The following is a 22,449-nucleotide window of genomic DNA, read 5'->3' as shown; positions in this document are numbered from 1 at the left end:
GGGAACAAACTGGTCTGGGTACGGGACTGTCCCTGGATGTAGGCCATAACGAAAAATGCTCCGTATCTTTCGATGCGGAGCATTTTCTTTGATCGCCAGGCAGATTGCTAGGTTTTCACACAGTCTGTTGTGCCGGGTTTTTTGTGTGTGCTGTTCAGGACACAGTGAGCGTTTCATGTTCTTTGTGAACGATGTCCTTGAAACCTCTCAAGTCTGCGCCTTCGCCCAAACTTCGCGCATCGGTGAGCAAATGCGGGTAGCGATCAAGCAAGCGCATCAGCACCATCAATGCTTTAGGTGGAAGCAGTTCGCCGCGCTCGTAACGAGAAAACGCGTTATGTCCGCCTCCGGACAAAAGCAGAACCGCTTCTTTTTGCGACAGGTGCAGTTTGCGGCGGATGCGCTTCATCTCGTTGCCGATCATTTGTCTGCCGGCGAGGACTAACTCGTCGCCGGCATCCGAATAGCGCTCCGAGCAGCCGGGGTCGAGTATGACTTCCCCGCATGCCTGGCACTCCCATCCAGACAAATCATCAATCCGGCGCTCCATTCCTTTCACGCTCATGGTTTCACCGCGACCTTCGAAGTGCCGCATTCCCTCAGATGCCCCGCAACTGAAGCATTGTTTAGTGTTCATGGGTTTTTCTCCTTGAAGGAGATCACCGGAGGTTCACCGCCTGAGCAATAAGTGACCTTGATGTAAATCTCCAAATCGTGCGAAGTGATGTGGTACACGTCTTGCCAAATCCGATGATCGCTATAGGTTGTCATCGATTTGTACAACATCCTGCCGTGTAATTCGAAAACGACTTCCTGCATTTCCTGGAGGCTTAAACCCAGGTCTCGGCCGTTTTTCCGCGCGGTTGCGGTAAATGCATTTTTCCCAAGCCGCCTGACATCGTCCTTGATCACCGTCAGGTTGTAATGGGGCGTGTTCTTCTCCATAAGAAATCTTGCGCCTATCCCTGAAATTACCCTTAAAGGGTAATTTTGACTAATCGAAAATCCCGCTCCATTTCCTTCTCTCTGACCGTAGGCGGTTGCCGTCCTACAGGTAGCTGACTAACATGTCAGAAAATTCATCCTATGATTGGATGAAAGGGCGAATCACATGTCAGACATTTCTCCATTGACCAAGCGATCCTTGGTCGACCAAGCGCTGGACCAGCTACGCCTTCGCATCACGCAAGGCGTCTGGGTCGTCGGCCAACGTCTACCCACCGAACCGGAACTGGCGACCGAGCTGGGCATCAGCCGCAATACCGTGCGTGAAGCCATGCGCGTGTTGGCATTTTCAGGCTTGATCGAAATCCGTCAGGGCGACGGCAGCTACCTGCGGGCCGTCATCGATCCGCTGGACACCATGAAAGCCTTGTCTCGTTGCTCCCACGAGCAGGCCCGAGAGACGCGGCACATCCTTGAAGTCGAAGCCATCGGCCTCGCGGCACTGCGCCGGACAGACGAAGACCTGGTTGCCTTGCGCGAAGCGTTGGGTGTCAGCGGCAGCCACTACCACGGCGATCTCGACAGCTACATCGCCTGCGACCTGGTGTTCCACCGCCGTTTGGTGGATGCCGCGCACAATCCGACACTGAGCGAGTTGTATCGCTATTTCTCCAGCTTCATCGGCGCGCAATTGCGCCAGACCTTGAACATCACCCCGCGGCGCCAGGAAGTGTTCGACCTGCACATCGAACTGCTGGATGCCGTCGAGCAACGGGACCCGGAACGGGCCAAAGCCTTGTCGAGGCAGTTGATCAATGAACCTTGAAACCGAGAAATCCATGTCCAGCAGCGATCGCAACCTCACTCAGCCCAAGCGCACGGCGGAGCTCGAAGAGCTGCTGATCGACGCCGAGGCCGATGACGAACAGGTCCAGCAGAGCCACCCGCTGCTGCGCCGGCCATGGCTGTTGTTGCTGGGCCTGATTTTGGTGGCGTTGAACCTGCGCCCGGCACTGTCGAGCATGGCGCCGATGCTCAGCGAGATCTCAAAGACCCTCGGATTGTCGGCAGCCCAGGCCGGTTTACTGACGACATTGCCGGTGCTCTGCCTCGGCCTGTTCGCGCCACTGGCACCCGTGCTGGCGCGCCGTTTTGGCGCCGAGCGTGTGGTGTTGGGGATTCTGCTGACACTGGCGGGTGGGATCATTTTGCGCAGTTCGTTCGGCGAGATCGGCTTGTTTGCCGGCAGCGTACTGGCCGGTGCGAGCATCGGTGTGATCGGTGTGTTGTTACCGGGCATCGTCAAGCGCGACTTCCCGAAACAGGCCGGGACCATGACCGGTGTCTACACCATGGCGTTGTGCCTGGGCGCCGCGATGGCCGCCGGCGCCACCGTGCCGTTGAGTGAGCATTTCGACCAGAGCTGGGCCATGGGGCTGGGCTTCTGGGTACTGCCGGCGCTGGTCGCGGCGATCTTCTGGTTGCCGCAAGTGGGTGGCCAGAAACATGGCGCACACAACGTTGCGTATCGGGTTCGCGGGCTGCTGCGCGATCCGCTGGCCTGGCAAGTGACGTTGTACATGGGCCTGCAATCGTCCCTGGCGTACATCGTGTTTGGCTGGTTACCGTCGATCCTGATTGGTCGCGGTCTGACACCGACTCAAGCCGGTCTGGTGTTGTCCGGTTCGGTGATCGTCCAGCTGGCCAGTTCACTCGTGGCGCCTTGGCTGGCGACACGCGGCAAGGATCAGCGGTTGGCCATTGTCGTGGTCATGTTGTTGACCCTCGGCGGACTGTTCGGCTGTCTTTATGCGCCGATTGAAGGCCTGTGGGGCTGGGCGATTCTGCTGGGGCTGGGGCAGGGCGCTACGTTCAGTCTGGCGTTGACCCTGATCGTGCTCCGTTCGCGGGACTCACATGTCGCGGCCAACCTGTCGAGCATGGCCCAGGGCTTCGGCTACACCCTGGCATCGATGGGGCCGTTCGCGGTCGGTATCGTGCATGACTGGACCGGCGGCTGGACGGCGGTGGGCTGGATCTTCGGCGTTATCGGCCTCAGTGCAATCATCGCCGGCCTCGGCGCCGGACGTTCGCTGTACGTTCAAGTCGAAAGCGAAAAAGTCTGATGTCCCCACACTGTCGGTATTCGGCCCACGAATGCCGATAGTGTTCCGCGCCGTTGCAGACTATCGTGCAGGCAATCTTTCGAAGTCATTTTTGCAAGCACAGGGAGTCTGCCCATGAGTGATGCCCACAGCGCATTGATCACCCGGTTCTATCAAGCGTTCCAGCGCCTGGATGCCGAAGCCATGAGCGCCTGCTACACCGACGATGTGGTGTTCAGTGATCCGGCGTTCGGCGAACTGCGCGGCCGCGATGCCGGCGACATGTGGCGCATGCTCACCACCCGGGCCAAGGATTTTTCCCTGACCTTCGACAATGTGCGAGCTGACGAGCGCACCGGCGGCGCTCACTGGGTTGCCACCTATCTGTTCAGCCAGACTGGCAACATTGTGGTCAACGACATTCAGGCACGTTTCGTGTTTCGCGATGGCAAGATTTGCGAGCATCACGATAGCTTCGACCTGTGGACTTGGTCCCGGCAGGCTCTGGGTTTCAAAGGTCTGGTTCTGGGGTGGACGCCCCTGGTCAGAAACGCCGTTCGCGCTCAAGCTCTGAAGGGGCTGAAGGCATTCCAGGCCAGTCGCTGATAAGATCGCGGCTTGTTTCCTACACGCCTTGATCGTCACGTGAACACCCTGAGCGAATCTTCCGACATTGCCGCCGAACCCGCGCTGCCCGTCAGCAAACCCTGGTTCGTCTACCTGGTGCGCGCGGCCAATGGCTCGCTCTATTGCGGGATCAGCGACGATCCCGTGCGCCGATTCGCCACTCACCAGAGCGGCAAGGGCGCGCGGTTTTTCCTCTCCAGCCCTGCCGTGGCCCTGGTGTACACCGAAGTCTGCCGCGACAAAAGTGAAGCGCTGCGTCAGGAGCGCCTGATCAAAAAACTCAAGAAAAGCGCCAAGGAGTGTCTGGTCGCGAGTGCTGCTACGGGCTTATCTATCTGATACGTTGATCAATATTGTGAGTGTTTCGAAGTGATGCACTCAGATGAGGATGCAGTTGCTAGCATGCGAGCGCCCAAAACTCCGAACGAGCATAGTTCAAGTGTGTTTTTTAAGTGAAGGGCAGACTTGGTGGTCCGGGTCATACCAAAGAACGCGCATGACTTCACGCTCTCGAATACAAAAAACTCGTTTTGCTCCGGTGATGCGAAACGACATCAGAGAGTCAATGTCGTCTTGTTGGATTTCTTGGAGTCGATGTCGTGCTTCTTTCGACAAATCAACAATATCGATGTCATGCGACCCGCTTTCTCGTATCTCCCGAGCGCACATCGTTTCAAAGCAGTGCAAACGTTCCATTACTGCTTTGTAGTCAGCGGGTTCTGCGAGATCAGACCATGAAAAAGGACCGCCCTTGTCGATGCGACTAAAACGCCAGGAAATGCTGGATATTGGCATCTCTCGTGAGTGGGGGTGCTTTGCAGGTTTGTCGAAAGCTGGAGCTGCGCGGGTTTTTGGTACCTTTTTTTGCGATCCCTTCGCCATAAAGCCTCACAGAGAGCTGTAATACTCAGCCATAGCCGCTTGGCTGATTTCAACGTTGCCTCGCGCACCGTCAGTCAAGCCTGCTTGTTGGCGGGCATTTTTCCACGGGTCTTCTGCGTGTGTGAGGTCGCTTAGCCATTGAGAGTGCTTGTCACCGTAGTGCTGTAACACGGCATCAATAGTTTCAAGTTGGTCCTTGTCGAGTTTGCCCGAGTCGCCTTCGATCTGGCCTGGTGCGACTGAGTAAAGACCTCGATGAGCGGTGTAGAGCTCAGGAATTACGGGGCCATTTGCCCACGCCTGCACCTGCTCCGTTATGAGTGGAGCCTCATCCCATACAAGTGACCAAGCCTGACTGTAGTAAACAAGTTTTTGAAGCTTCATTGCTGTCATTTCCCCCATCCGTTCCTGAATGGCGGCCGCTACATCGACAGCCCGGACCGGGATGTGTTGAGCAGGCATTTTCAATCTCCTTGGGTTTGTAGACCCAAATTATAACAACGGAGGCGAAATGTGCCGGATGTAAACCTATATGTCTATATGTACAGTGGTTGGCCGATGGCTGACATGTATCGAGGCAGTCAAATGCCTGATCTTGTGTCTCGCTGCGCCAAGGAATGTCTGGTGGCGAGCGCCACTGCGGGCTTATCAACCTGACTGATAAATGCCCATCAGGCAGATCTGTAGGCCGCTTGCCGATTGCGCGCTAAGCTGCGGATTCCTAGTCCGTGCGGCGGAGCCGAGCATGTCTGAGTTGATTCTCCATCATTACCCGACGTCCCCTTTTGCCGAAAAGGCCCGCCTGCTGTTGGGTTTCAAAGGTCTGTCCTGGCGCTCGGTGAAAATCTCGCCGGTGATGCCCAAGCCCGATCTGACAGCCCTGACTGGCGGCTACCGCAAAACGCCTGTGTTGCAGATTGGCGCGGATATCTATTGCGACACGTCGTTGATTGCCCGTCGCCTTGAGCAGGAAAAAGCCTTGCCCGCGTTTTTCCCGGAAGGTCAAGAAATGATTGCCGCGACCTTCGCTGCCTGGGCTGATTCGGTGGTGTTCCAACATGCAGTCAGCCTGGTATTTCAGCCGGAATCGATCGCTGTGCGCTTCGGCAATTTGCCGCCAGAAGCGATCAAGGCGTTCCTCGCCGACCGCGCTGGACTGTTCAGCGGTGGCAGCGCTACCAAGTTGTCCGTCGAGCAGGCGAAGCATCAATGGCCAACGATCATGGCGCGGCTGGAGCAGCAACTTCAGCGTGAGCAGGGTGACTTCCTGTTTGGCGAGCCGTCGATTGCTGACTTCGCACTGGCCCATCCATTGTGGTTCCTCAAAGCGACGCCGGTGACTTCACCGCTGGTTGACGCCTATCCGGCCGTGTCGGCCTGGTTGGGTCGGGTGATGGGCTTTGGGCATGGTGCGTCCAGCGAGATGGCGTCCGAGGAGGCGCTGGAAGTGGCGCGCAAAGCCACGCCAGCAGCGTTGCCGGATGAACAGTTCGACGAGCCGAATGGTTTTGAGTCTGGCCAGCAGGTGGTGATCGCCGCAACCGATTATGGCGTTGATCCGGTGGCGGGCGAGTTGCTGTTCGCGGGCAGCGAAGAACTGATTCTGCGCCGTGAAGACGAGCGCGGCGGCGTGGTGCATGTGCACTTTCCGCGATTCGGGTTCCGCATCGAAAAACACTGACCCCCACCCTTGTAGGAGCATGCGGTGCGGCGATCCGACTTGCCCGCGATGAACGATTACACGGTGTGACGTTTACACCGGGTCGCGGCCATCGCGGGCAAGCCCGGCTCCTACAGGGCTGCGAGGATTGCGTCCGGGTCATACCCGCGCATCAGCGTGCCGTTCACGTCGATGATCGGAATCCCGCCACCACCCAGCGCTTCATAAGCCTTTCGTGCCTCGGCATCTTTCTCGATATCGAATTCCTTGTACGGAATGCCTTTCTGATCGAGAAAACGCCGGGTCAGTTTGCAGTAGCCGCACCAGTCCGTCGCGTAGAGCACGACGCTGGCCTTGGCCTGTGTCTGCTCTGACACCACTTGTGAAGGGTTGAACACCCGCTCGATCTTGCCCCAGTTCTGATAAACCACAACCACCAGCAAGATCAGCAGGAATTTCTTCAGGATGCCGTTCAGCATCAATTGCGTCGCTTGAGCTGATCGGTCAACTGCGTCGGCAGGCCCTTGATGATCAGCGTGCCAGCTTCTTCGTCGTACTCGATCTTCGAGCCCAACAGGTGCGCTTCAAAGCTGATAGACAGGCCTTCGGCGCGGCCAGTGAAGCGACGGAATTGATTCAGGGTGCGTTTGTCCGCCGGAATTTCCGGGGACAGGCCGTAATCCTTGTTGCGGATGTGGTCGTAGAACGCTTTCGGGCGTTCTTCGTCGATCAGCTCCGAGAGTTCTTCCAGGCCCATGGGCTCGCCGAGCTTGGCCTGGCTGCTGGCGTAATCGACCAGGGTTTTGGTTTTCTCGCGGGCGGACTCTTCCGGCAGGTCTTCGCTTTCAACGAAGTCGCTGAACGCCTTGAGCAGCGTGCGGGTTTCGCCGGGGCCGTCGACACCTTCCTGACAACCGATGAAGTCGCGGAAATACTCCGAAACCTTTTTCCCGTTCTTGCCTTTGATGAACGAAATGTACTGCTTGGACTGCTTGTTGTTCTGCCACTCGGAAACGTTGATCCGAGCCGCCAGGTGCAACTGGCCCAAATCCAGGTGCCGGGACGGGGTCACGTCCAGTTGATCGGTCACTGCGACGCCTTCACTGTGGTGCAGGAGCGCGATGGCCAGGTAATCGGTCATGCCCTGCTGGTAATGCGCGAACAGCACGTGGCCGCCCACTGAGAGGTTCGACTCTTCCATCAGCTTTTGCAGATGTTCCACCGCTACCCGGCTGAACGCCGTGAAATCCTTGCCGCCCTCGAAGTACTCCTTCAGCCAGCCGCTGAACGGGTGCGCCCCTGATTCGGCATGGAAAAATCCCCAGGCCTTGCCTTGTTTGGCGTTGTAACTCTCGTTGAGGTCGGCAAGCATGTTCTCGATGGCACTCGACTCGGCCAGTTCGGAGTCGCGGGCGTGAAGAACTGCTGGCGTGCCGTCGGGTTTTTTGTCGATCAGGTGGACGATGCAATGACGGATCGGCATGGGCTTCTCGGCTGAATGAAGAGAGGAGGGCGTGCTCCCCGAAAAAGTGCCAAGTGTACCGCAACCACTGGTTTTGGCGCGGCATGAAGGGCAAATCCCGGGCGACCGACGGTGCTTATGCGTTTTTTTCCCGATTTAGAGCAATAAAGCTGACCAAATGGGTAGCTAGAGGCGGATATTTCCCCGTCTCTGTGCTAGTTTTGCCCCGTCTTACGCGAAGTCACTGCGTTAAGCGTGCATTCAGCATTTGTCAGGTCGAACCAAACCCTGATTTCGGTATCTATAACCCCGATCCAGTGGTTATTGGCCGAGGGTGCCAGATCCAGAAGATCGGGCTCGATGGCTGACACTGCACTCTGCAATCCATATGAATTTGATAGGGAAGGAACACTACATGGCTCTTACTAAAGACCAACTGATCGCCGACATCGCTGAAGCTATCGACGCGCCAAAAACCACCGCGCGTAACGCTCTGGACCAACTGGGCCAAATCGTTGCTGATCAGCTGGAAAACGGCGGCGAAATCACTCTGCCAGGTATCGGCAAACTGAAAGTGACTGAACGTCCTGCCCGTACTGGCCGTAACCCTTCGACTGGCGCTGCCATCGAAATCGCTGCCAAGAAAGTTATCAAGCTGGTTGTGGCAAAAGGCCTGACTGACGCTGTTAACAAGTAAGACTTGTTAAAAAAAACCGTGCTCCGGAGCAATCCGGGCACGGTTTTTTTGTGCCTGCGATTTACCAATGAGAGCTGCAACACCACTAAGTCAATGTAGGAGTGAGACCGGCTTGCCGGCGATGGCTGCGTGTCAGTTAACGATGATGTCGACTGATGTACCGCGATCGCCGGCAAGCCGGTCTCACTCCTACAGTTGATCTGTGGCGGTCAGTTACTCAGCTTTTTTTAACCCAGCGCTCGCGCCAGACCTGCTGCTCGGATTTGGTCTGGAACGTCCAGGCAACGAAGCGGCTCTGCTTCTGACCCTGGGACATTTCTACTACCTGGCTTTCCAGTACGCCGGCTTTTTTCAGCGCCGTCTGGATCGCAGGCAGGTTTGAGGCTTTCGACACCAATGTGCTGAACCACAGCACTTTGTGCTGGAAACTCGCACTTTCGGCGATCAATTGCGTGACAAACCGCGCTTCGCCACCTTCGCACCACAACTCCGCCGATTGACCGCCGAAGTTCAGCACTGGCAGTTTGCGTTTCGGGTCGGCACGGCCCAGAGCACGCCATTTACGCTCGCTGCCCTTGGTCGCTTCGTCCATCGAGGCGTGGAACGGCGGGTTGCACATGGTCAGGTCAAAGCGTTCACCCGGTTCCAGCAGGCCCAGCAGAATGTGCTTGGGGTTGGTTTGCTGGCGCAGCTGGATGGCTTTGTTCAGTCCGTTGGACTGCACGATGGCTTTGGCGGCAGCGACGGCCGTCGGGTCGATTTCCGAGCCGAGGAAGTGCCAGCGGTAGTCGCTGTAGCCGATCAGCGGATAGACGCAGTTGGCGCCCATGCCGATGTCGAGCACCTTGACCGGCGCGCCGCGAGGGATTTCGCCATCGTTGACGCTGGCCAGCAGGTCGGCGAGGAAGTGCACGTAGTCGGCACGACCAGGAACGGGCGGGCAGAGGTAATCAGCCGGGATGTCCCAGTGCGCGATACCGTAAAACGACTTGAGCAACGCCCGGTTGAACACGCGCACCGCGTCGGGGCTGGCGAAGTCGATGCTTTCCTTGCCGTACGGGTTGATGATCACGAACTTCGCCAGTTCCGGCGTGGTTTTGATCAGTGCCGGGAAGTCGTAGCGACCCTGATGGCGGTTGCGCGGGTGCAGGCTGGCCTTTTCACGCGGTTCCACGGCTTTGGCCGGGGTGGCGGTGTCAGGCTTTTTGCGCGCAGGTCTTGGTGTGCGGGGGGCGTTCATGGGCGTTGTCGATTCGGGTATGGCTAAAAGTGGCGGGTATTGTCCCACATCCAGCTCTTGGGAACGCAATATCAGAAGCGACACAGATCCCTGTGGGAGCCGAGCTTGCTCGCGATGGCGGACGCTCAGGCTACATCAATGTCGAATGTTCAGCCGCCATCGAGAGCAAGCTCGGCTCCTACAGGGATTGTCGTTGTTAGTTATAAAGTACCGGGCATAAAAAAGGAGGCCACCTGGGCCTCCCGTTTCTATTGCGATTTGCCGTTACAGGCTGGCAATCCGCGCATGTTGCTCGGCCAGCTTGCCCAAAGCCTGTTCGGCTTCAGCCAGTTTGGCGCGTTCTTTCTCGATGACTTCAGCCGGGGCCTTGTCCACGAAACCAGCGTTGGACAGCTTGCCACCCACGCGCTGGACTTCACCCTGCAAGCGCAGGATTTCCTTGTCCAGGCGCGCCAGTTCGGCGTCCTTGTCGATCAGGCCGGCCATCGGCACCAGCACTTCCATCTCGCCAACCAGTGCGGTGGCGGACAGCGGTGCTTCTTCACCGGCAGCCAACACCGTGATCGATTCGAGGCGAGCCAGCTTCTTCAGCAGGGCTTCGTTCTCGGTGAGGCGACGCTGGTCTTCGGCACTGACGTTTTTCAGGAAAAGGTTCAGCGGCTTGCCGGGACCGATGTTCATTTCGCCACGGATGTTGCGCGTGCCTAGCATCAGGCCCTTGAGCCATTCGATGTCGTCTTCGGCGGCCTGATCAATGCGCGCTTCGTTGGCCACTGGCCAAGGTTGCAGCATGATCGTCTTGCCTTCGATTCCGGCCAGCGGCGCGATGCGTTGCCAGATTTCTTCGGTGATGAACGGCATGAACGGGTGCGCCAGACGCAACGCCACTTCCAGTACGCGAACCAGCGTACGGCGGGTGCCGCGCTGACGTTCGACCGGTGCGTTTTCGTCCCACAGTACAGGCTTGGACAGTTCCAGGTACCAGTCGCAATACTGGTTCCAGATGAACTCGTACAAGGCTTGTGCCGCCAGGTCGAAACGGAACTGGTCGAGTTGACGGGTCACTTCGGCTTCAGTGCGTTGCAGCTGCGAGATGATCCAGCGATCCGCCAGGGACAGTTCGTAGGCTTCGCCGTTCTGGCCGCAGTCTTCGCCCTTGTCCAGAACATAACGCGCGGCGTTCCAGATCTTGTTGCAGAAGTTGCGATAGCCTTCGACGCGGCCCATGTCGAACTTGATGTCACGACCGGTGGACGCCAGCGAGCAGAAGGTGAAGCGCAGGGCGTCGGTGCCGTAACTGGCGATGCCGTCGGCGAACTCGTCGCGGGTCTGCTTCTCGATCTTCTTCGCCAGTTTCGGCTGCATCATGCCGGAGGTGCGTTTCTGCACCAGATCTTCCAGTTCGATGCCGTCGATGATGTCCAGCGGGTCCAGGACGTTGCCCTTGGACTTGGACATCTTCTGGCCCAGGCCATCACGCACCAAGCCGTGCACATAAACGGTCTTGAACGGAACCTGCGGTGTGCCGTCTTCGTTCTTCACCAAGTGCATGGTGAGCATGATCATCCGGGCAACCCAGAAGAAAATGATGTCGAAACCGGTAACCAGCACGTCGGTGGAGTGGAATTTCTTCAGGAATTCGGTCTGCTCAGGCCAGCCAAGCGTGGAGAAGGTCCACAGGCCCGAACTGAACCAGGTGTCGAGAACGTCGTTGTCCTGTTGCAGCGCAACGTCCGGGCCGAGGTTGTTCTTGGCACGCACTTCGGCTTCGTCGCGACCGACGTAGACTTTGCCCGACTCGTCGTACCAAGCCGGAATCCGGTGGCCCCACCACAACTGCCGGCTGATGCACCAATCCTGGATATCGCGCATCCACGAGAAATACATGTTTTCGTACTGTTTTGGCACGAACTGGATGCGGCCGTCTTCAACGGCAGCAATTGCAGGCTCGGCCAAAGGTTTGGTCGACACGTACCACTGGTCGGTCAGCCATGGCTCGATAATGGTCCCGGAGCGGTCGCCTTTCGGCACTTTCAGCGCGTGATCATTGACGCTGACCAGAAGGCCGGCGGCTTCGAATGCAGCAACAATTTGTTTACGGGCTTCGAAACGGTCGAGGCCGGCGTATTCAGCCGGGATCTTGCCGTCGATGCTTTCGTTGAGCGTGCCGTCGAGGTTGAACACCTGGCAGGCTGGCAGCACGACAGCATTCTTGTCGAAGATGTTCAGCAGCGGCAGGTTGTGGCGCTTGCCGACTTCGTAGTCGTTGAAATCGTGGGCCGGGGTGATTTTCACGCAACCGGTGCCGAATTCAGGGTCGCAGTAATCGTCGGCGATGATCGGGATACGGCGGCCGACCAGCGGCAGCTCGACAAATTTGCCGATCAGGGCTTTGTAGCGTTCGTCGTTCGGGTTCACGGCCACGGCGGCGTCGCCGAGCATGGTTTCCGGGCGAGTGGTCGCGACGATCAGGTAGTCATTGCCTTCCGCGGTTTTTACGTCGTCGGCTAGCGGATACTTGAGGTTCCACAGGAAACCTTTCTCGTCGTGGTTTTCCACTTCAAGGTCGGAAATCGCCGTGTGCAGCTTGGTGTCCCAGTTGACCAGGCGCTTGCCGCGGTAGATCAGGCCGTCTTCATGCAGGCGCACGAAAGCTTCTTTTACGGATTCCGAGAGGCCGTCATCCATGGTGAAGCGCTCGCGGCTCCAGTCTACGGACGAGCCGAGGCGACGGATCTGACGGCTGATGTTGCCGCCGGATTCATCTTTCCATTCCCAGATCTTCTCAAGAAACTTCTCGCGACCCAGGTCGTGGCGGCTCTGGCCTTTGGCTTCGAGTTGACGCTCCACCAGCATTTGCGTGGCGATACCGGCGTGGTCGGTGCCCGGCTGCCACAGGGTGTTGCGACCCTGCATGCGGCGGAAACGGATCAGGGCGTCCATGATCGCGTTGTTGAAACCGTGACCCATGTGCAGGCTGCCGGTGACGTTCGGCGGCGGGATCATGATGGTGTAGGACTCGCCCGCGCCTTGCGGGGCGAAGTAATTCTCTGACTCCCAGGTGTTGTACCAGGAAGCTTCAATGGCGTGCGGCTGGTAGGTCTTATCCATGCGCGGCGGGACCCTATTGGCATTTGTTCAGGAAAAGCCGGCAAGTATAGCGGGGCGTGGGGCGTAGGGCGAGCAGGTGCGGACAGGGCGCTGTATCAAATACAGCGCTGATCTACTGTGGGAGCGAGCCTGCTCGCGATGGCGGCACCTCGGTCTGCCAGGAAATTGAGGTGATGCTATCGCGAGCAGGCTCGCTCCCACAGGGTAGGGGGGTTATTCGTATTGACTTAGCAACCGCTCCATCCGCGCATCCAGCCGGCGTTTGATTTCGGTTTCAATATGCGGTGCGAAGTCGTCGATCACGTCTTGCATGATCAGCATCGCGGCGGCGCGCAGTTCGCTGTCCAGATGCAGCAGGGCGTCGGGGCCTTTGCCGGGTTCCGGCGAGGGTTGCGCGGCAGCAGCGGGCTGCGGTGTCGGTTCGACCGGCTGCGGCGCATTGCCGACAGCCTCGAACAACATGGGAATCTGTTCCTGGTCACTGTCGATGACCGTGTCGGTCAGCAGCGGTGGTTGCAGGTTGTCATCGCCGAGCAGTTGGCGGATCGACTCGAGGTCGTCCAGTAAGTGCGCGGACTGTTGTTGCGGTTTCGGAGTGTCCATCGGAATGCTCAGAGTCGCTGTAAACGGTGGTCTTGCAGAGGATAGCCCTGTTCGCGGTAGAAACGGAAACTCTCCCGCGCAGCCGCACGAATCGTCGGATCTTCTACTACCACTTCCGCCACGCGGGCGAATTGTTTGGCAAATGTCGGGACTTTCAGGTCGAGATTGACCAGCAAATCCTGGTGCTGACCGCAGTCATCGCCAAGACCCAGGACGATCAGACCGTCTGGTTCGCTTTCGGCGGGGCCATGAGGCACGAAGCTTTCGCCCTTGAAGGCCCACAAGCGGGCATCGAGATCCTGTCGCTGGGCGGCATCGCTGCAATGCAGGTAAATGCGGTGGCCCATACGCCAGGCTTTTTCGGTGAGCTTGCAGGCGAAATCCAGCCGTGCCGAAGGATCGGCGCTGGGCAGGATGTAGAAGTCGACTTTTGTCATTGCGGTTCCTGAGCCAGAAACGGCGTCACCCGAAAGTGACGCCGCCCAGGTCATCGGTTTCAGGCTTTGGCGCGGTCCAGCAAGTATTGGGTCAGCAATGGCACAGGACGGCCAGTGGCGCCCTTGTCTTTGCCGCCGCTGGTCCATGCGGTACCGGCGATGTCCAGGTGCGCCCAGTTCAGGTTCTTGGTGAAGCGCGACAGGAAGCAGGCGGCGGTGATGGTGCCGGCTTTCGGGCCGCCAATGTTGGCGATGTCGGCGAACGGGCTGTCCAGTTGCTCCTGGTATTCGTCGAACAACGGCAGTTGCCAGGCGCGGTCGTCAGCCGTTTGGCCGGCGCTCAGCAGTTGGCCGATCAGTTCATCGTTGTTGCCCAGCAGGCCCGAAGTGTGGGAACCCAAGGCTACGACGCAAGCGCCGGTCAGGGTGGCAATATCGATCACGGCTTGCGGCTTGAAACGCTCGGAGTAGGTCAGGGCATCGCACAGCACCAGACGGCCTTCGGCGTCGGTGTTGAGGATTTCCACGGTCTGGCCACTCATGGTGGTGACGATGTCGCCCGGGCGCGAAGCGTTGCCGCTTGGCATGTTCTCGGCACAGGCCAGGATGCACACCAGGTTGATCGGCAGTTTCAGCTCAAGCACGGCAAGCAGGGTGCCGAACACGCTGGCAGCGCCGCCCATGTCGTACTTCATTTCATCCATGCCGGCGCCCGGCTTCAGGCTGATGCCGCCGGTATCAAAGGTGATGCCTTTGCCGACCAGTGCGTACGGCTTCTCGGATTTCTTGCCACCGTTGTATTGCATGACGATCAGGCGCGGCGGCTGGGCGCTGCCCTGGCCTACGGCGTAGAACGAGCCCATGCCCAGATCCTTGATCTTCTTCTCGTCAAGGACTTCGACTTTCAGGGTTTTGAATTCTTTACCGAGGTTCTTCGCTTGTTCGCCGAGGAATGTCGGGTGGCAGATGTTCGGCGGCAGATTGCCCAGGTTGCGGGTAAAGGCCATGCCGTTGGCGATAGCGGAGGCGTGGGCCACGGCGCGCTCGACTTCAGCCTGTGCAGCCTTGATGGTCAGCAGGGTGACTTTCTTCAGGGTGCGAGGTTCGGCTTTCTGGCTCTTGAACTGGTCGAAGGTGTATTCGCCGTCCACCAGGGTTTCCGCCAGCAGGCGGGTTTTGCCATAGCTGTCGCGGCCTTTGACCACGACTTCATCCAGCGCCAGTACCGCATCGCTGCCGCCCAGGCCTTTGAGGGTGTTGAGTACGCCGGCAATGATTTTGCGGAACGGGCGGTCGCCGAGTTCTTCGTCCTTGCCCACGCCTACCAGCAGAACGCGTTCAGCCTTGAGGTTCGGCAAGCTATGCAGCAACAGACTCTGGCCAACCTTGCCGGCGAGGTCGCCGCGCTTGAGCACTGCACTGATGGCGCCGCCACTCAGTTCGTCCAGTTGTTTGGCCACGGCGCCGAGCTTGCGGCCTTCGCCGACGGCGACGACCAGAGTGGCGGTCTTCAACGTTTCTGGGCTAACGCTTTTTACAACCAGTTCCATGTCCGGGTCCCTGAATAATGGTCAACGTGCGTGGGCAAAACGGCGACGCACAGACGCTTGCTTATATAAATAGAAAGACGCAGGTCACGGCCCACGACAAAGGCCGCAGTTTGAACCTCGCTCCCTGCGCCTGACAACCCTCGGTTGTACGATCTTCAGTGCATTGACCGCCAGCTTGAGTATGCGCAGTGACAGGTGCACCCAATCACAGGATAATGCGCCATCTTTTTCGGCAGCTCTGCCCTGCGGGCTGTCTGATACGTTTGCTTGTTTGGCCGCCTAAGCCTGACAACCCTGGAGTCTCTGGTTTGATCGTCTTCCGATATCTGTCCCGCGAAGTCCTGTTGACCTTGAGCGCAGTCAGCGCCGTGCTGCTGGTCATCATCATGAGCGGTCGCTTCATCAAATACCTTGCCCAGGCGGCCGCGGGCCTGCTGGATCCGGGTTCGCTGTTCCTGATCATGGGCTTCCGTCTGCCGGGTTTCCTGCAACTGATCCTGCCACTGGGCCTGTTTCTCGGGATCCTGCTGGCGTACGGTCGCCTGTACCTCGAAAGCGAAATGACCGTGCTGTCGGCCACCGGTATGAGCCAGCAGCGTTTGTTTGTCATTACCCTGTTTCCGGCCACGCTGGTTGCGCTGGTCGTGGCCTGGCTGAGCCTTAGCCTGGCGCCACAAGGTGCCAATCAGTTTCAGCTGCTGCTGAACAAACAGGATGCGCTCACCGAGTTCGATACCCTGGAGCCGGGTCGCTTCCAGGCGTTGCGTGACGGGACTCGGGTGACCTATACCGAGCAACTGACCGATGACCGCATCAATCTGGCGGGTGTGTTCATTTCGCAAAAAAATATTAACTCCGACCAGAAAGATCGCGGGATTTCCGTGCTGGTGGCCGAGAAGGGTCGCCAGGAAATTCGTCCGGACGGCAACCGCTACCTGATTCTCGACAACGGTTATCGATATGACGGTAATCCAGGGCAGGCCGACTATCGGGCGATCAAATACGACGAGTACGGGGTATTGCTGCCAAAGCCGGATGTCAGTGACGAAGTGACTGATCGTGATGCAATGAGCACCCTTTCCTTGATCGACAGCAACGACACTCGCCTGCGCGCTGAACTGCAATGGCGTCTGTCCTTGCCGTTGCTGGTGTTCATCGTGACCCTGATGGCGGTGCCGTTGTCGCGGGTCAACCCGCGCCAGGGCCGTTTCCTCAAGCTGCTGCCGGCGATTCTTCTTTATATGCTTTACCTGACCATCCTGATTGCCGCCCGCGGCGCCCTCGATAAGGGCAAGATCCCGCCTGCCCTGGGGTTATGGTGGGTTCATGGGTTGTTCCTGATCATCGGTCTCGGGCTGCTTTACTGGGAGCCGTTGCGCTTGAAAATGGCGAGTCGCCGCAGTGCACTGGAGGTGGCTCGTGGTTAAGCTCGATCGCTACATCGGTAGCAGCGTATTTACGGCAATCCTGGCGGTACTGGGGATCATTCTCGGCCTGGCGACGCTGTTCGCCTTCATCGACGAGATGAGCGAAGTCAGCGACACCTATACCCTGTTAGATGCGTCCAGTTACGTCTTGCTGACGGCCCCGCGCCGTCTTTACGACATGTTGCCAATGGCGGCACTGATCGGATGCCTGATTGGCCTCGGCAGTCTGGCCAGCAACAGTGAGCTGACCATCATGCGCGCCGCCGGCGTGTCGATCGGTCGAATCGTCTGGGCGGTCATGAAGCCGATGCTGATCCTGATGTTAGTGGGGGTGCTGATCGGCGAATACGTTGCGCCGGCCACCGAGGTCACTGCTCAGGCCAATCGCTCGCTGGCTCAGGGCAGCGGCGAAGCGCAAACCGCCAAACACGGCCTTTGGCACCGCCAGGGTGACGAGTTCATTCACGTCAACTCCGTGCAGCCCAACGGACTTCTGTATGGCGTGACCCGCTATCGCTTCGACAAAGAGCGACACATGCTGTCGTCAAGCTTTGCCAAGCGTGCCGAGTTCGACAAGGATCACTGGCAACTCAGCGACGTCACGACCACGGTGTTCCATGACAAGAGCACCGAAGTGGTCATCACTCCCGTCGAACGCTGGGAAATTGCCCTGAGCCCTCAGTTGCTGGACACCGTGGTAATGGCGCCTGAGTCGCTGTCAATCAGCGGTCTGTGGAGTTACATCCACTATCTGGCTGACCAGGACCTGAGCAATGGCCGCTACTGGCTGGCGTTTTGGGTCAAGGTGTTGCAGCCTCTGGTAACTGCCGCGCTGGTACTGATGGCGATTTCCTTTATCTTTGGTCCCTTGCGCTCCGTGACCCTCGGCCAGCGTGTGTTCACCGGCGTTCTGGTGGGCTTCACCTTCCGTATCGTTCAGGATTTGCTGGGGCCATCGAGCCTGGTGTTCGGTTTCTCGCCGCTGTTTGCGGTACTCATTCCGGCTGGTGTTTGTGCCCTGGCCGGTGTCTGGCTGTTGCGCCGCGCCGGCTGATTCAGGGTTTTTCCTGGCCTTGCCGGTCACTCAAAACGCCCCTGTCGCAAGACCGGGGCGTTTTTGTACCTGCCGTCTGACCTGCAAACGTGACGCTTGCGCCGTGGATCAGGTACAATTCCCGGCTATTTTTCGGCGGGCTATGCCTGCAGCCTTTTTGAGTGTTGATCCGTGAGTGATTTGAGTCATATCCGCAATTTCTCCATCATCGCCCACATTGACCATGGCAAGTCGACGCTGGCTGATCGATTCATCCAGATGTGCGGCGGCCTTGCCGAGCGCGAAATGGAAGCCCAGGTGCTGGACTCCATGGACCTGGAGCGTGAACGCGGGATCACCATCAAGGCCCACAGCGTCACCCTTTATTACACCGCTCGCGATGGCATCAAGTACCAGCTGAACTTCATTGACACCCCCGGCCACGTTGACTTCACCTACGAAGTCAGCCGGTCGCTGGCGGCCTGTGAGGGTGCTTTGCTGGTGGTCGATGCCGGTCAGGGCGTTGAAGCGCAGTCGGTTGCCAACTGCTACACGGCGATCGAGCAGGGCCTGGAAGTCATGCCGGTCCTGAACAAGATCGACCTGCCACAGGCCGATCCGGACCGCGTTAAAGAAGAAATCGAAAAAATCATCGGCATCGATGCCACCGACGCGGTCGAGTGCTCTGCCAAGACCGGTCTGGGCGTCGATGAAGTGCTCGAGCGCCTGGTCGCCACCATCCCTGCACCGACCGGCAACTACGAAGATCCGCTGCAAGCGTTGATCATCGACTCGTGGTTCGACAACTACCTGGGCGTTGTTTCCCTGGTACGCGTGCGCCACGGTCGTGTGAAGAAGGGCGACAAGATCCTGGTCAAATCCACCGGCAAGATCCACCTGGTGGACAGCGTCGGTGTATTCAACCCGAAACACACCCCTACCGCTGACCTGAAGGCCGGTGAAGTGGGCTTCATCATTGCCAGCATCAAGGACATTCACGGTGCGCCAGTGGGCGATACCCTGACCTTGAGCTCGACGCCAGACGTCGACGTGCTGCCAGGGTTCAAGCGCATTCAGCCGCAGGTCTACGCCGGTCTGTTCCCGGTCAGCTCCGACGACTTCGAAGACTTCCGTGAGGCCCTGCAAAAGCTCACGCTCAATGACTCGTCCCTGCAGTACACCCCGGAAAGCTCCGACGCCCTGGGCTTCGGTTTCCGTTGCGGATTCCTCGGCATGCTGCACATGGAAATCATCCAGGAGCGCCTGGAGCGCGAGTACGACCTGGACCTGATCACCACAGCGCCGACAGTAATTTTTGAGCTGTTGCTGAAAACCGGCGAAACGATTTACGTCGATAACCCGTCGAAGCTTCCGGACCTGTCCTCGATCGAAGACATGCGTGAGCCGATCGTGCGGGCCAATATTCTTGTGCCGCAAGAGCACTTGGGCAACGTCATTACCCTGTGTATCGAAAAACGTGGCGTGCAACACGACATGTTGTTCCTCGGTTCCCAGGTCCAGGTGACCTACGATTTGCCGATGAACGAAGTGGTCCTGGACTTCTTCGACCGTCTGAAATCGACCAGTCGTGGTTATGCTTCGCTGGATTACCATTTCGACCGTTATCAATCGGCTAGTCTGGTGAAACTGGACGTGCTGATCAACGGTGACAAGGTCGACGCCCTGGCGCTGATCGTGCACAAGGATAACGCGCACTACAAAGGTCGCCAGTTGACCGAGAAGATGAAAGAACTGATTCCGCGCCAGATGTTCGACGTCGCGATCCAGGCCGCCATTGGCGGGCAGATCATTGCGCGAACCTCCGTCAAGGCACTCAGAAAGAACGTATTGGCCAAATGCTACGGCGGTGACGTTAGCCGTAAGAAGAAACTGCTTGAAAAGCAAAAGGCCGGTAAAAAACGCATGAAGCAAGTCGGCAACGTGGAAATTCCACAAGAAGCCTTCCTTGCAGTGCTCAGGTTGGATAGTTAGGTCCTATGTCACTAAATTTCCCGCTGTTGCTGGTCATCGCCGTGTTCGTCTGCGGCCTGTTGGCGTTGCTCGATCTGGTTTTTCTGGCACCGCGTCGGCGTGCTGCCATTGCCTCCTATCAGGGCAGCGTCAGCCAGCCTGATGTGGTGGTGGTCGAGAAACTGAACAAAGAGCCGCTGCTGGTCGAATACGGCAAGTCGTTCTTCCCGGTGTTGTTCATCGTGCTGGTCCTGCGTTCGTTCCTGGTGGAACCGTTCCAGATTCCTTCCGGCTCGATGAAACCGACCCTGGATGTTGGCGACTTCATTTTGGTGAACAAGTTTTCTTACGGGATCCGCCTGCCGGTAATCGACAAGAAAGTCATCGAAGTGGGTGATCCACAACGCGGCGATGTGATGGTGTTCCGCTACCCGAGCGATCCGAACGTCAACTACATCAAGCGAGTCGTGGGCCTGCCGGGTGACAAGATTCGTTATACCGCTGACAAGCGTCTGTTCGTCAACGGCGAGTCGATTGCTGAACAGATGGTCGGCTCCGAGCCGGGCACGTTGGGCAGTGCTGAGCTCTACAAGGAAAAACTCGGCGCTGCCGAGCACCTGATCCGCAAGGAAATGAGCCGCTATCGCGCGACCCCGGATCATTCGTGGACCGTGCCGGCCGGGCACTACTTCATGATGGGTGACAACCGCGACAACTCCAACGACAGTCGCTTTTGGGATGATCCAAGTATTCCCAAAGATCTGCTGGGCATGGTTCCCGACAAGAATATCGTCGGCAAGGCCTTCGCAGTCTGGATGAGCTGGCCGGAACCTAAACTCAGTCACCTGCCGAATTTCTCGCGGGTTGGCCTGATCAAGTAATCACACACGGCGCTGTTGAACACAGCGCCGAATGCTTTTCTGGAACCGACACAATCGGTACCGCAAGCATGAAGCCAATGATATTCAGGACGTTATTTTTGAACACAGCGTTAATTGTCCCAGGCCTGCGTCGACTCTCGGCGATGGCGGTGGAATCCAACCACGAACTCAGCGTGGGTAAACCGTGAGCGTCTCCTTAAGCCGTCTCGAGCGTCAGCTCGGCTACACCTTCAAGGATCAGGAACTGATGGTCCTGGCCCTGACTCACCGCAGCTTTGCCGGGCGTAACAACGAACGCCTGGAATTCCTCGGTGATGCCATCCTTAATTTCGTCGCTGGCGAGGCGCTGTTCGATCGCTTCCCGCTGGCGCGTGAAGGCCAGTTGTCGCGTTTGCGCGCGCGCCTGGTGAAAGGCGAGACCCTGGCCGTACTGGCCCGCGGTTTTGATCTGGGCGACTACCTGCGCCTGGGCTCCGGTGAACTGAAAAGCGGCGGTTTTCGTCGCGAGTCGATTCTGGCCGATGCCCTGGAAGCGCTGATTGGTGCGATCTACCTCGATGCCGGCATGGACATGGCGCGCGAACGCGTGCTGGCCTGGCTGGCCGGTGAGTTCGAAGGCCTGACATTGGTCGACACCAACAAAGATCCAAAAACACGCCTGCAGGAATTTCTGCAATCGCGTGGTTGTGAGCTGCCACGTTACGAAGTGGTGGATATCCAGGGTGAGCCGCATTGCCGGACGTTCTTCGTCGAATGTGAAATCACCTTACTGAATGAAAAAAGCCGAGGTCAGGGTGTGAGTCGTCGTATTGCCGAACAGGTAGCGGCCGCCGCAGCACTGATTGCCCTGGGTGTGGAGAATGGCAATGACTGATTCAACTGCAACTCGCTGTGGCTATGTTGCCATCGTCGGCCGTCCCAACGTGGGCAAGTCCACGCTGCTGAACCACATCCTGGGTCAGAAACTGGCGATCACCTCGCGCAAACCGCAAACCACCCGTCACAACATGCTGGGCATCAAGACCGAAGGTGCCGTGCAGGCGATCTACGTCGATACCCCGGGCATGCACAAGGGTGGCGAAAAAGCGCTGAACCGCTACATGAACAAGACTGCGTCGGCGGCGTTGAAAGACGTTGACGTGGTGATCTTCGTCGTTGACCGCACCAAGTGGACTGACGAAGACCAGATGGTCCTCGAGCGCGTCCAGTACGTGACCGGTCCGTTGATCGTGGCGCTGAACAAGACTGATCGCATCGAAGACAAAGCCGAATTGATGCCGCACCTGACCTGGTTGCAGGAGCAGCTGCCGAACGCGCAGATCATGCCGATTTCGGCCCAGCACGGGCACAACCTCGAAGCACTGGAACGTGTGATTGCCGGTTACCTGCCGGAGAACGATCACTTCTTCCCGGAAGACCAGATCACCGACCGCAGCAGCCGCTTCCTCGCCGCTGAACTGGTGCGTGAGAAAATCATGCGCCAGATGGGCGCTGAGTTGCCGTACCAGATCACCGTGGAAATCGAAGAGTTCAAGCAGCAGGGCAAAACCCTGCACATCCATGCCTTGATCCTCGTTGAACGTGACGGCCAGAAGAAAATCATCATTGGCGACAAGGGCGAACGCATCAAGCGTATCGGCACTGAGGCGCGCAAGGACATGGAGCTGCTGTTCGACTCCAAGATCATGCTCAACCTTTGGGTTAAAGTGAAAGGCGGCTGGTCCGATGACGAGCGCGCATTGCGTTCGTTGGGTTACGGCGACCTGTAAACCCCGGCTCCCGATACACTGAAAAACCCTTGTGGGAGCGAGTCTGCTC

Annotated in this window: 23 protein-coding genes; 12 read left to right on the top strand and 11 right to left on the bottom strand. The window is 58.2% G+C overall.

Annotated features, from left to right (window positions below; translation table 11 throughout):
• Window positions 1–154: 154 nt before the first annotated feature.
• Both KGB06_RS04250 and KGB06_RS04245 read right to left on the bottom strand, forming a co-directional pair.
• Window positions 155–637: a type II toxin-antitoxin system MqsA family antitoxin gene (locus tag KGB06_RS04250; RefSeq protein WP_223512072.1), complete on the bottom strand. Its 483-nt coding sequence runs from the start codon at window positions 635–637 to the stop codon at window positions 155–157.
• Window positions 634–945, bottom strand: coding sequence for a type II toxin-antitoxin system MqsR family toxin (locus KGB06_RS04245; protein WP_223512070.1), 312 nt, complete (start codon window positions 943–945; stop codon window positions 634–636). Before KGB06_RS04245 ends, KGB06_RS04250 begins: the two co-directional genes overlap by 4 nt.
• A 166-nt stretch (window positions 946–1,111) precedes the next feature.
• Between KGB06_RS04245 and KGB06_RS04240 the strand changes: the two genes are divergently transcribed.
• The 4 genes from KGB06_RS04240 (at window position 1,112) to KGB06_RS04225 (ending at window position 4,016) form a co-directional block, all read left to right on the top strand.
• On the top strand, window positions 1,112–1,771 hold the full coding sequence (locus KGB06_RS04240) for a FadR/GntR family transcriptional regulator (protein ID WP_223512068.1): 660 nt from the start codon (window positions 1,112–1,114) through the stop codon (window positions 1,769–1,771).
• Complete coding sequence (locus KGB06_RS04235) at window positions 1,761–3,071, top strand: CynX/NimT family MFS transporter (protein WP_223512066.1); 1,311 nt, start codon at window positions 1,761–1,763, stop codon at window positions 3,069–3,071. The genes KGB06_RS04240 and KGB06_RS04235 overlap by 11 nt, the downstream gene beginning before the upstream one ends.
• 114 nt (window positions 3,072–3,185) lie before the next feature.
• A complete protein-coding gene (locus KGB06_RS04230; RefSeq protein ID WP_223512064.1) occupies window positions 3,186–3,656 on the top strand; it encodes a nuclear transport factor 2 family protein in 471 nt (156 codons plus the stop codon).
• A 39-nt stretch (window positions 3,657–3,695) separates the two neighbouring features.
• Entirely contained in the window at window positions 3,696–4,016 is a 321-nt protein-coding gene (locus tag KGB06_RS04225; protein ID WP_223512062.1) for a GIY-YIG nuclease family protein, read from the top strand.
• A gap of 96 nt (window positions 4,017–4,112) precedes the next feature.
• On the opposite strand, the gene KGB06_RS04220 is transcribed toward KGB06_RS04225, so the two are convergent.
• Both KGB06_RS04220 and KGB06_RS04215 read right to left on the bottom strand, forming a co-directional pair.
• On the bottom strand, window positions 4,113–4,559 hold the full coding sequence (locus KGB06_RS04220; RefSeq protein WP_223512061.1) for a hypothetical protein: 447 nt from the start codon (window positions 4,557–4,559) through the stop codon (window positions 4,113–4,115).
• Window positions 4,560–4,565: 6 nt separating this feature from the next.
• Entirely contained in the window at window positions 4,566–5,021 is a 456-nt protein-coding gene (locus KGB06_RS04215) for a Panacea domain-containing protein (protein WP_223512060.1), read from the bottom strand.
• A 283-nt stretch (window positions 5,022–5,304) separates the two neighbouring features.
• On the opposite strand from KGB06_RS04215, the gene KGB06_RS04210 reads away from it, so the two are divergent.
• Window positions 5,305–6,240: a glutathione S-transferase family protein gene (locus tag KGB06_RS04210; protein ID WP_223512059.1), complete on the top strand. Its 936-nt coding sequence runs from the start codon at window positions 5,305–5,307 to the stop codon at window positions 6,238–6,240.
• Window positions 6,241–6,350: 110 nt separating this feature from the next.
• Here KGB06_RS04210 and KGB06_RS04205 read toward each other — a convergent pair whose 3' ends face one another.
• Window positions 6,351–6,698 carry a glutaredoxin family protein gene (locus KGB06_RS04205; protein ID WP_223512058.1) on the bottom strand — a complete coding sequence of 116 codons (348 nt, stop codon included), beginning with the start codon at window positions 6,696–6,698 and terminating at the stop codon, window positions 6,351–6,353.
• Complete coding sequence (yejK, locus tag KGB06_RS04200) at window positions 6,698–7,702, bottom strand: nucleoid-associated protein YejK (protein ID WP_007944833.1); 1,005 nt, start codon at window positions 7,700–7,702, stop codon at window positions 6,698–6,700. Before yejK ends, KGB06_RS04205 begins: the two co-directional genes overlap by 1 nt.
• 394 nt (window positions 7,703–8,096) lie before the next feature.
• Between yejK and KGB06_RS04195 the strand changes: the two genes are divergently transcribed.
• The gene (locus KGB06_RS04195; protein ID WP_007905514.1) at window positions 8,097–8,378 is read left to right on the top strand and encodes an HU family DNA-binding protein; all 282 of its coding nucleotides are present in this window, start codon (window positions 8,097–8,099) and stop codon (window positions 8,376–8,378) included.
• Between the two features lie 217 nt (window positions 8,379–8,595).
• On the opposite strand, the gene rlmF is transcribed toward KGB06_RS04195, so the two are convergent.
• The 5 genes from rlmF to KGB06_RS04170 all read right to left on the bottom strand — a co-directional run bounded on the left by rlmF (window position 8,596) and on the right by KGB06_RS04170 (window position 15,319).
• Window positions 8,596–9,618: a 23S rRNA (adenine(1618)-N(6))-methyltransferase RlmF gene (gene rlmF, locus KGB06_RS04190; protein ID WP_223512057.1), complete on the bottom strand. Its 1,023-nt coding sequence runs from the start codon at window positions 9,616–9,618 to the stop codon at window positions 8,596–8,598.
• Window positions 9,619–9,882: 264 nt separating this feature from the next.
• Window positions 9,883–12,729 carry a valine--tRNA ligase gene (locus KGB06_RS04185; RefSeq protein ID WP_223512056.1) on the bottom strand — a complete coding sequence of 949 codons (2,847 nt, stop codon included), beginning with the start codon at window positions 12,727–12,729 and terminating at the stop codon, window positions 9,883–9,885.
• Window positions 12,730–12,942: 213 nt separating this feature from the next.
• Window positions 12,943–13,332 carry a DNA polymerase III subunit chi gene (locus KGB06_RS04180; protein WP_223512055.1) on the bottom strand — a complete coding sequence of 130 codons (390 nt, stop codon included), beginning with the start codon at window positions 13,330–13,332 and terminating at the stop codon, window positions 12,943–12,945.
• Window positions 13,333–13,340: 8 nt separating this feature from the next.
• Window positions 13,341–13,769: a DNA polymerase III subunit chi gene (locus KGB06_RS04175; RefSeq protein WP_223512054.1), complete on the bottom strand. Its 429-nt coding sequence runs from the start codon at window positions 13,767–13,769 to the stop codon at window positions 13,341–13,343.
• A gap of 59 nt (window positions 13,770–13,828) precedes the next feature.
• Entirely contained in the window at window positions 13,829–15,319 is a 1,491-nt protein-coding gene (locus KGB06_RS04170) for a leucyl aminopeptidase (protein ID WP_223512052.1), read from the bottom strand.
• Window positions 15,320–15,627: 308 nt separating this feature from the next.
• Between KGB06_RS04170 and lptF the strand changes: the two genes are divergently transcribed.
• From lptF to era, 6 genes are all read left to right on the top strand, one after another.
• Window positions 15,628–16,746 carry an LPS export ABC transporter permease LptF gene (gene lptF / locus KGB06_RS04165; RefSeq protein ID WP_223512050.1) on the top strand — a complete coding sequence of 373 codons (1,119 nt, stop codon included), beginning with the start codon at window positions 15,628–15,630 and terminating at the stop codon, window positions 16,744–16,746.
• Window positions 16,739–17,800, top strand: a complete 1,062-nt coding sequence (gene lptG, locus KGB06_RS04160; protein WP_223512048.1) for an LPS export ABC transporter permease LptG — start codon at window positions 16,739–16,741, stop codon at window positions 17,798–17,800. Before lptF ends, lptG begins: the two co-directional genes overlap by 8 nt.
• A gap of 171 nt (window positions 17,801–17,971) precedes the next feature.
• Complete coding sequence (gene lepA / locus KGB06_RS04155) at window positions 17,972–19,771, top strand: translation elongation factor 4 (protein WP_223512046.1); 1,800 nt, start codon at window positions 17,972–17,974, stop codon at window positions 19,769–19,771.
• Window positions 19,772–19,776: 5 nt separating this feature from the next.
• Complete coding sequence (gene lepB / locus KGB06_RS04150) at window positions 19,777–20,631, top strand: signal peptidase I (protein ID WP_223512044.1); 855 nt, start codon at window positions 19,777–19,779, stop codon at window positions 20,629–20,631.
• Between the two features lie 184 nt (window positions 20,632–20,815).
• On the top strand, window positions 20,816–21,505 hold the full coding sequence (rnc, locus tag KGB06_RS04145) for a ribonuclease III (protein ID WP_027924885.1): 690 nt from the start codon (window positions 20,816–20,818) through the stop codon (window positions 21,503–21,505).
• Window positions 21,498–22,400 (top strand): GTPase Era, encoded by a 903-nt coding sequence (era, locus tag KGB06_RS04140; RefSeq protein ID WP_007944847.1) that lies wholly within the window; start codon window positions 21,498–21,500, stop codon window positions 22,398–22,400. Before rnc ends, era begins: the two co-directional genes overlap by 8 nt.
• Window positions 22,401–22,449 lie beyond the last annotated feature (49 nt).

It is taken from the genome of Pseudomonas sp. GL-B-19 (assembly GCF_019956415.1).
GTDB lineage: Bacteria > Pseudomonadota > Gammaproteobacteria > Pseudomonadales > Pseudomonadaceae > Aquipseudomonas.
This window is presented reverse-complemented; position numbering and strand designations above follow the sequence as displayed.

Coding starts and splice junctions, on each gene's coding strand:
- KGB06_RS04250 (WP_223512072.1), bottom strand. CDS start 637: ATGAACACTAAACAATGCTTCAGTTGCGGGGCATCTGAGGGAATGCGG.
- KGB06_RS04245 (WP_223512070.1), bottom strand. CDS start 945: ATGGAGAAGAACACGCCCCATTACAACCTGACGGTGATCAAGGACGAT.
- KGB06_RS04240 (WP_223512068.1), top strand. CDS start 1,112: ATGTCAGACATTTCTCCATTGACCAAGCGATCCTTGGTCGACCAAGCG.
- KGB06_RS04235 (WP_223512066.1), top strand. CDS start 1,761: ATGAACCTTGAAACCGAGAAATCCATGTCCAGCAGCGATCGCAACCTC.
- KGB06_RS04230 (WP_223512064.1), top strand. CDS start 3,186: ATGAGTGATGCCCACAGCGCATTGATCACCCGGTTCTATCAAGCGTTC.
- KGB06_RS04220 (WP_223512061.1), bottom strand. CDS start 4,559: ATGGCGAAGGGATCGCAAAAAAAGGTACCAAAAACCCGCGCAGCTCCA.
- KGB06_RS04215 (WP_223512060.1), bottom strand. CDS start 5,021: ATGCCTGCTCAACACATCCCGGTCCGGGCTGTCGATGTAGCGGCCGCC.
- KGB06_RS04210 (WP_223512059.1), top strand. CDS start 5,305: ATGTCTGAGTTGATTCTCCATCATTACCCGACGTCCCCTTTTGCCGAA.
- KGB06_RS04205 (WP_223512058.1), bottom strand. CDS start 6,698: ATGCTGAACGGCATCCTGAAGAAATTCCTGCTGATCTTGCTGGTGGTT.
- yejK (WP_007944833.1), bottom strand. CDS start 7,702: ATGCCGATCCGTCATTGCATCGTCCACCTGATCGACAAAAAACCCGAC.
- KGB06_RS04195 (WP_007905514.1), top strand. CDS start 8,097: ATGGCTCTTACTAAAGACCAACTGATCGCCGACATCGCTGAAGCTATC.
- rlmF (WP_223512057.1), bottom strand. CDS start 9,618: ATGAACGCCCCCCGCACACCAAGACCTGCGCGCAAAAAGCCTGACACC.
- KGB06_RS04185 (WP_223512056.1), bottom strand. CDS start 12,729: ATGGATAAGACCTACCAGCCGCACGCCATTGAAGCTTCCTGGTACAAC.
- KGB06_RS04180 (WP_223512055.1), bottom strand. CDS start 13,332: ATGGACACTCCGAAACCGCAACAACAGTCCGCGCACTTACTGGACGAC.
- KGB06_RS04175 (WP_223512054.1), bottom strand. CDS start 13,769: ATGACAAAAGTCGACTTCTACATCCTGCCCAGCGCCGATCCTTCGGCA.
- KGB06_RS04170 (WP_223512052.1), bottom strand. CDS start 15,319: ATGGAACTGGTTGTAAAAAGCGTTAGCCCAGAAACGTTGAAGACCGCC.
- lepB (WP_223512044.1), top strand. CDS start 19,777: ATGTCACTAAATTTCCCGCTGTTGCTGGTCATCGCCGTGTTCGTCTGC.
- era (WP_007944847.1), top strand. CDS start 21,498: ATGACTGATTCAACTGCAACTCGCTGTGGCTATGTTGCCATCGTCGGC.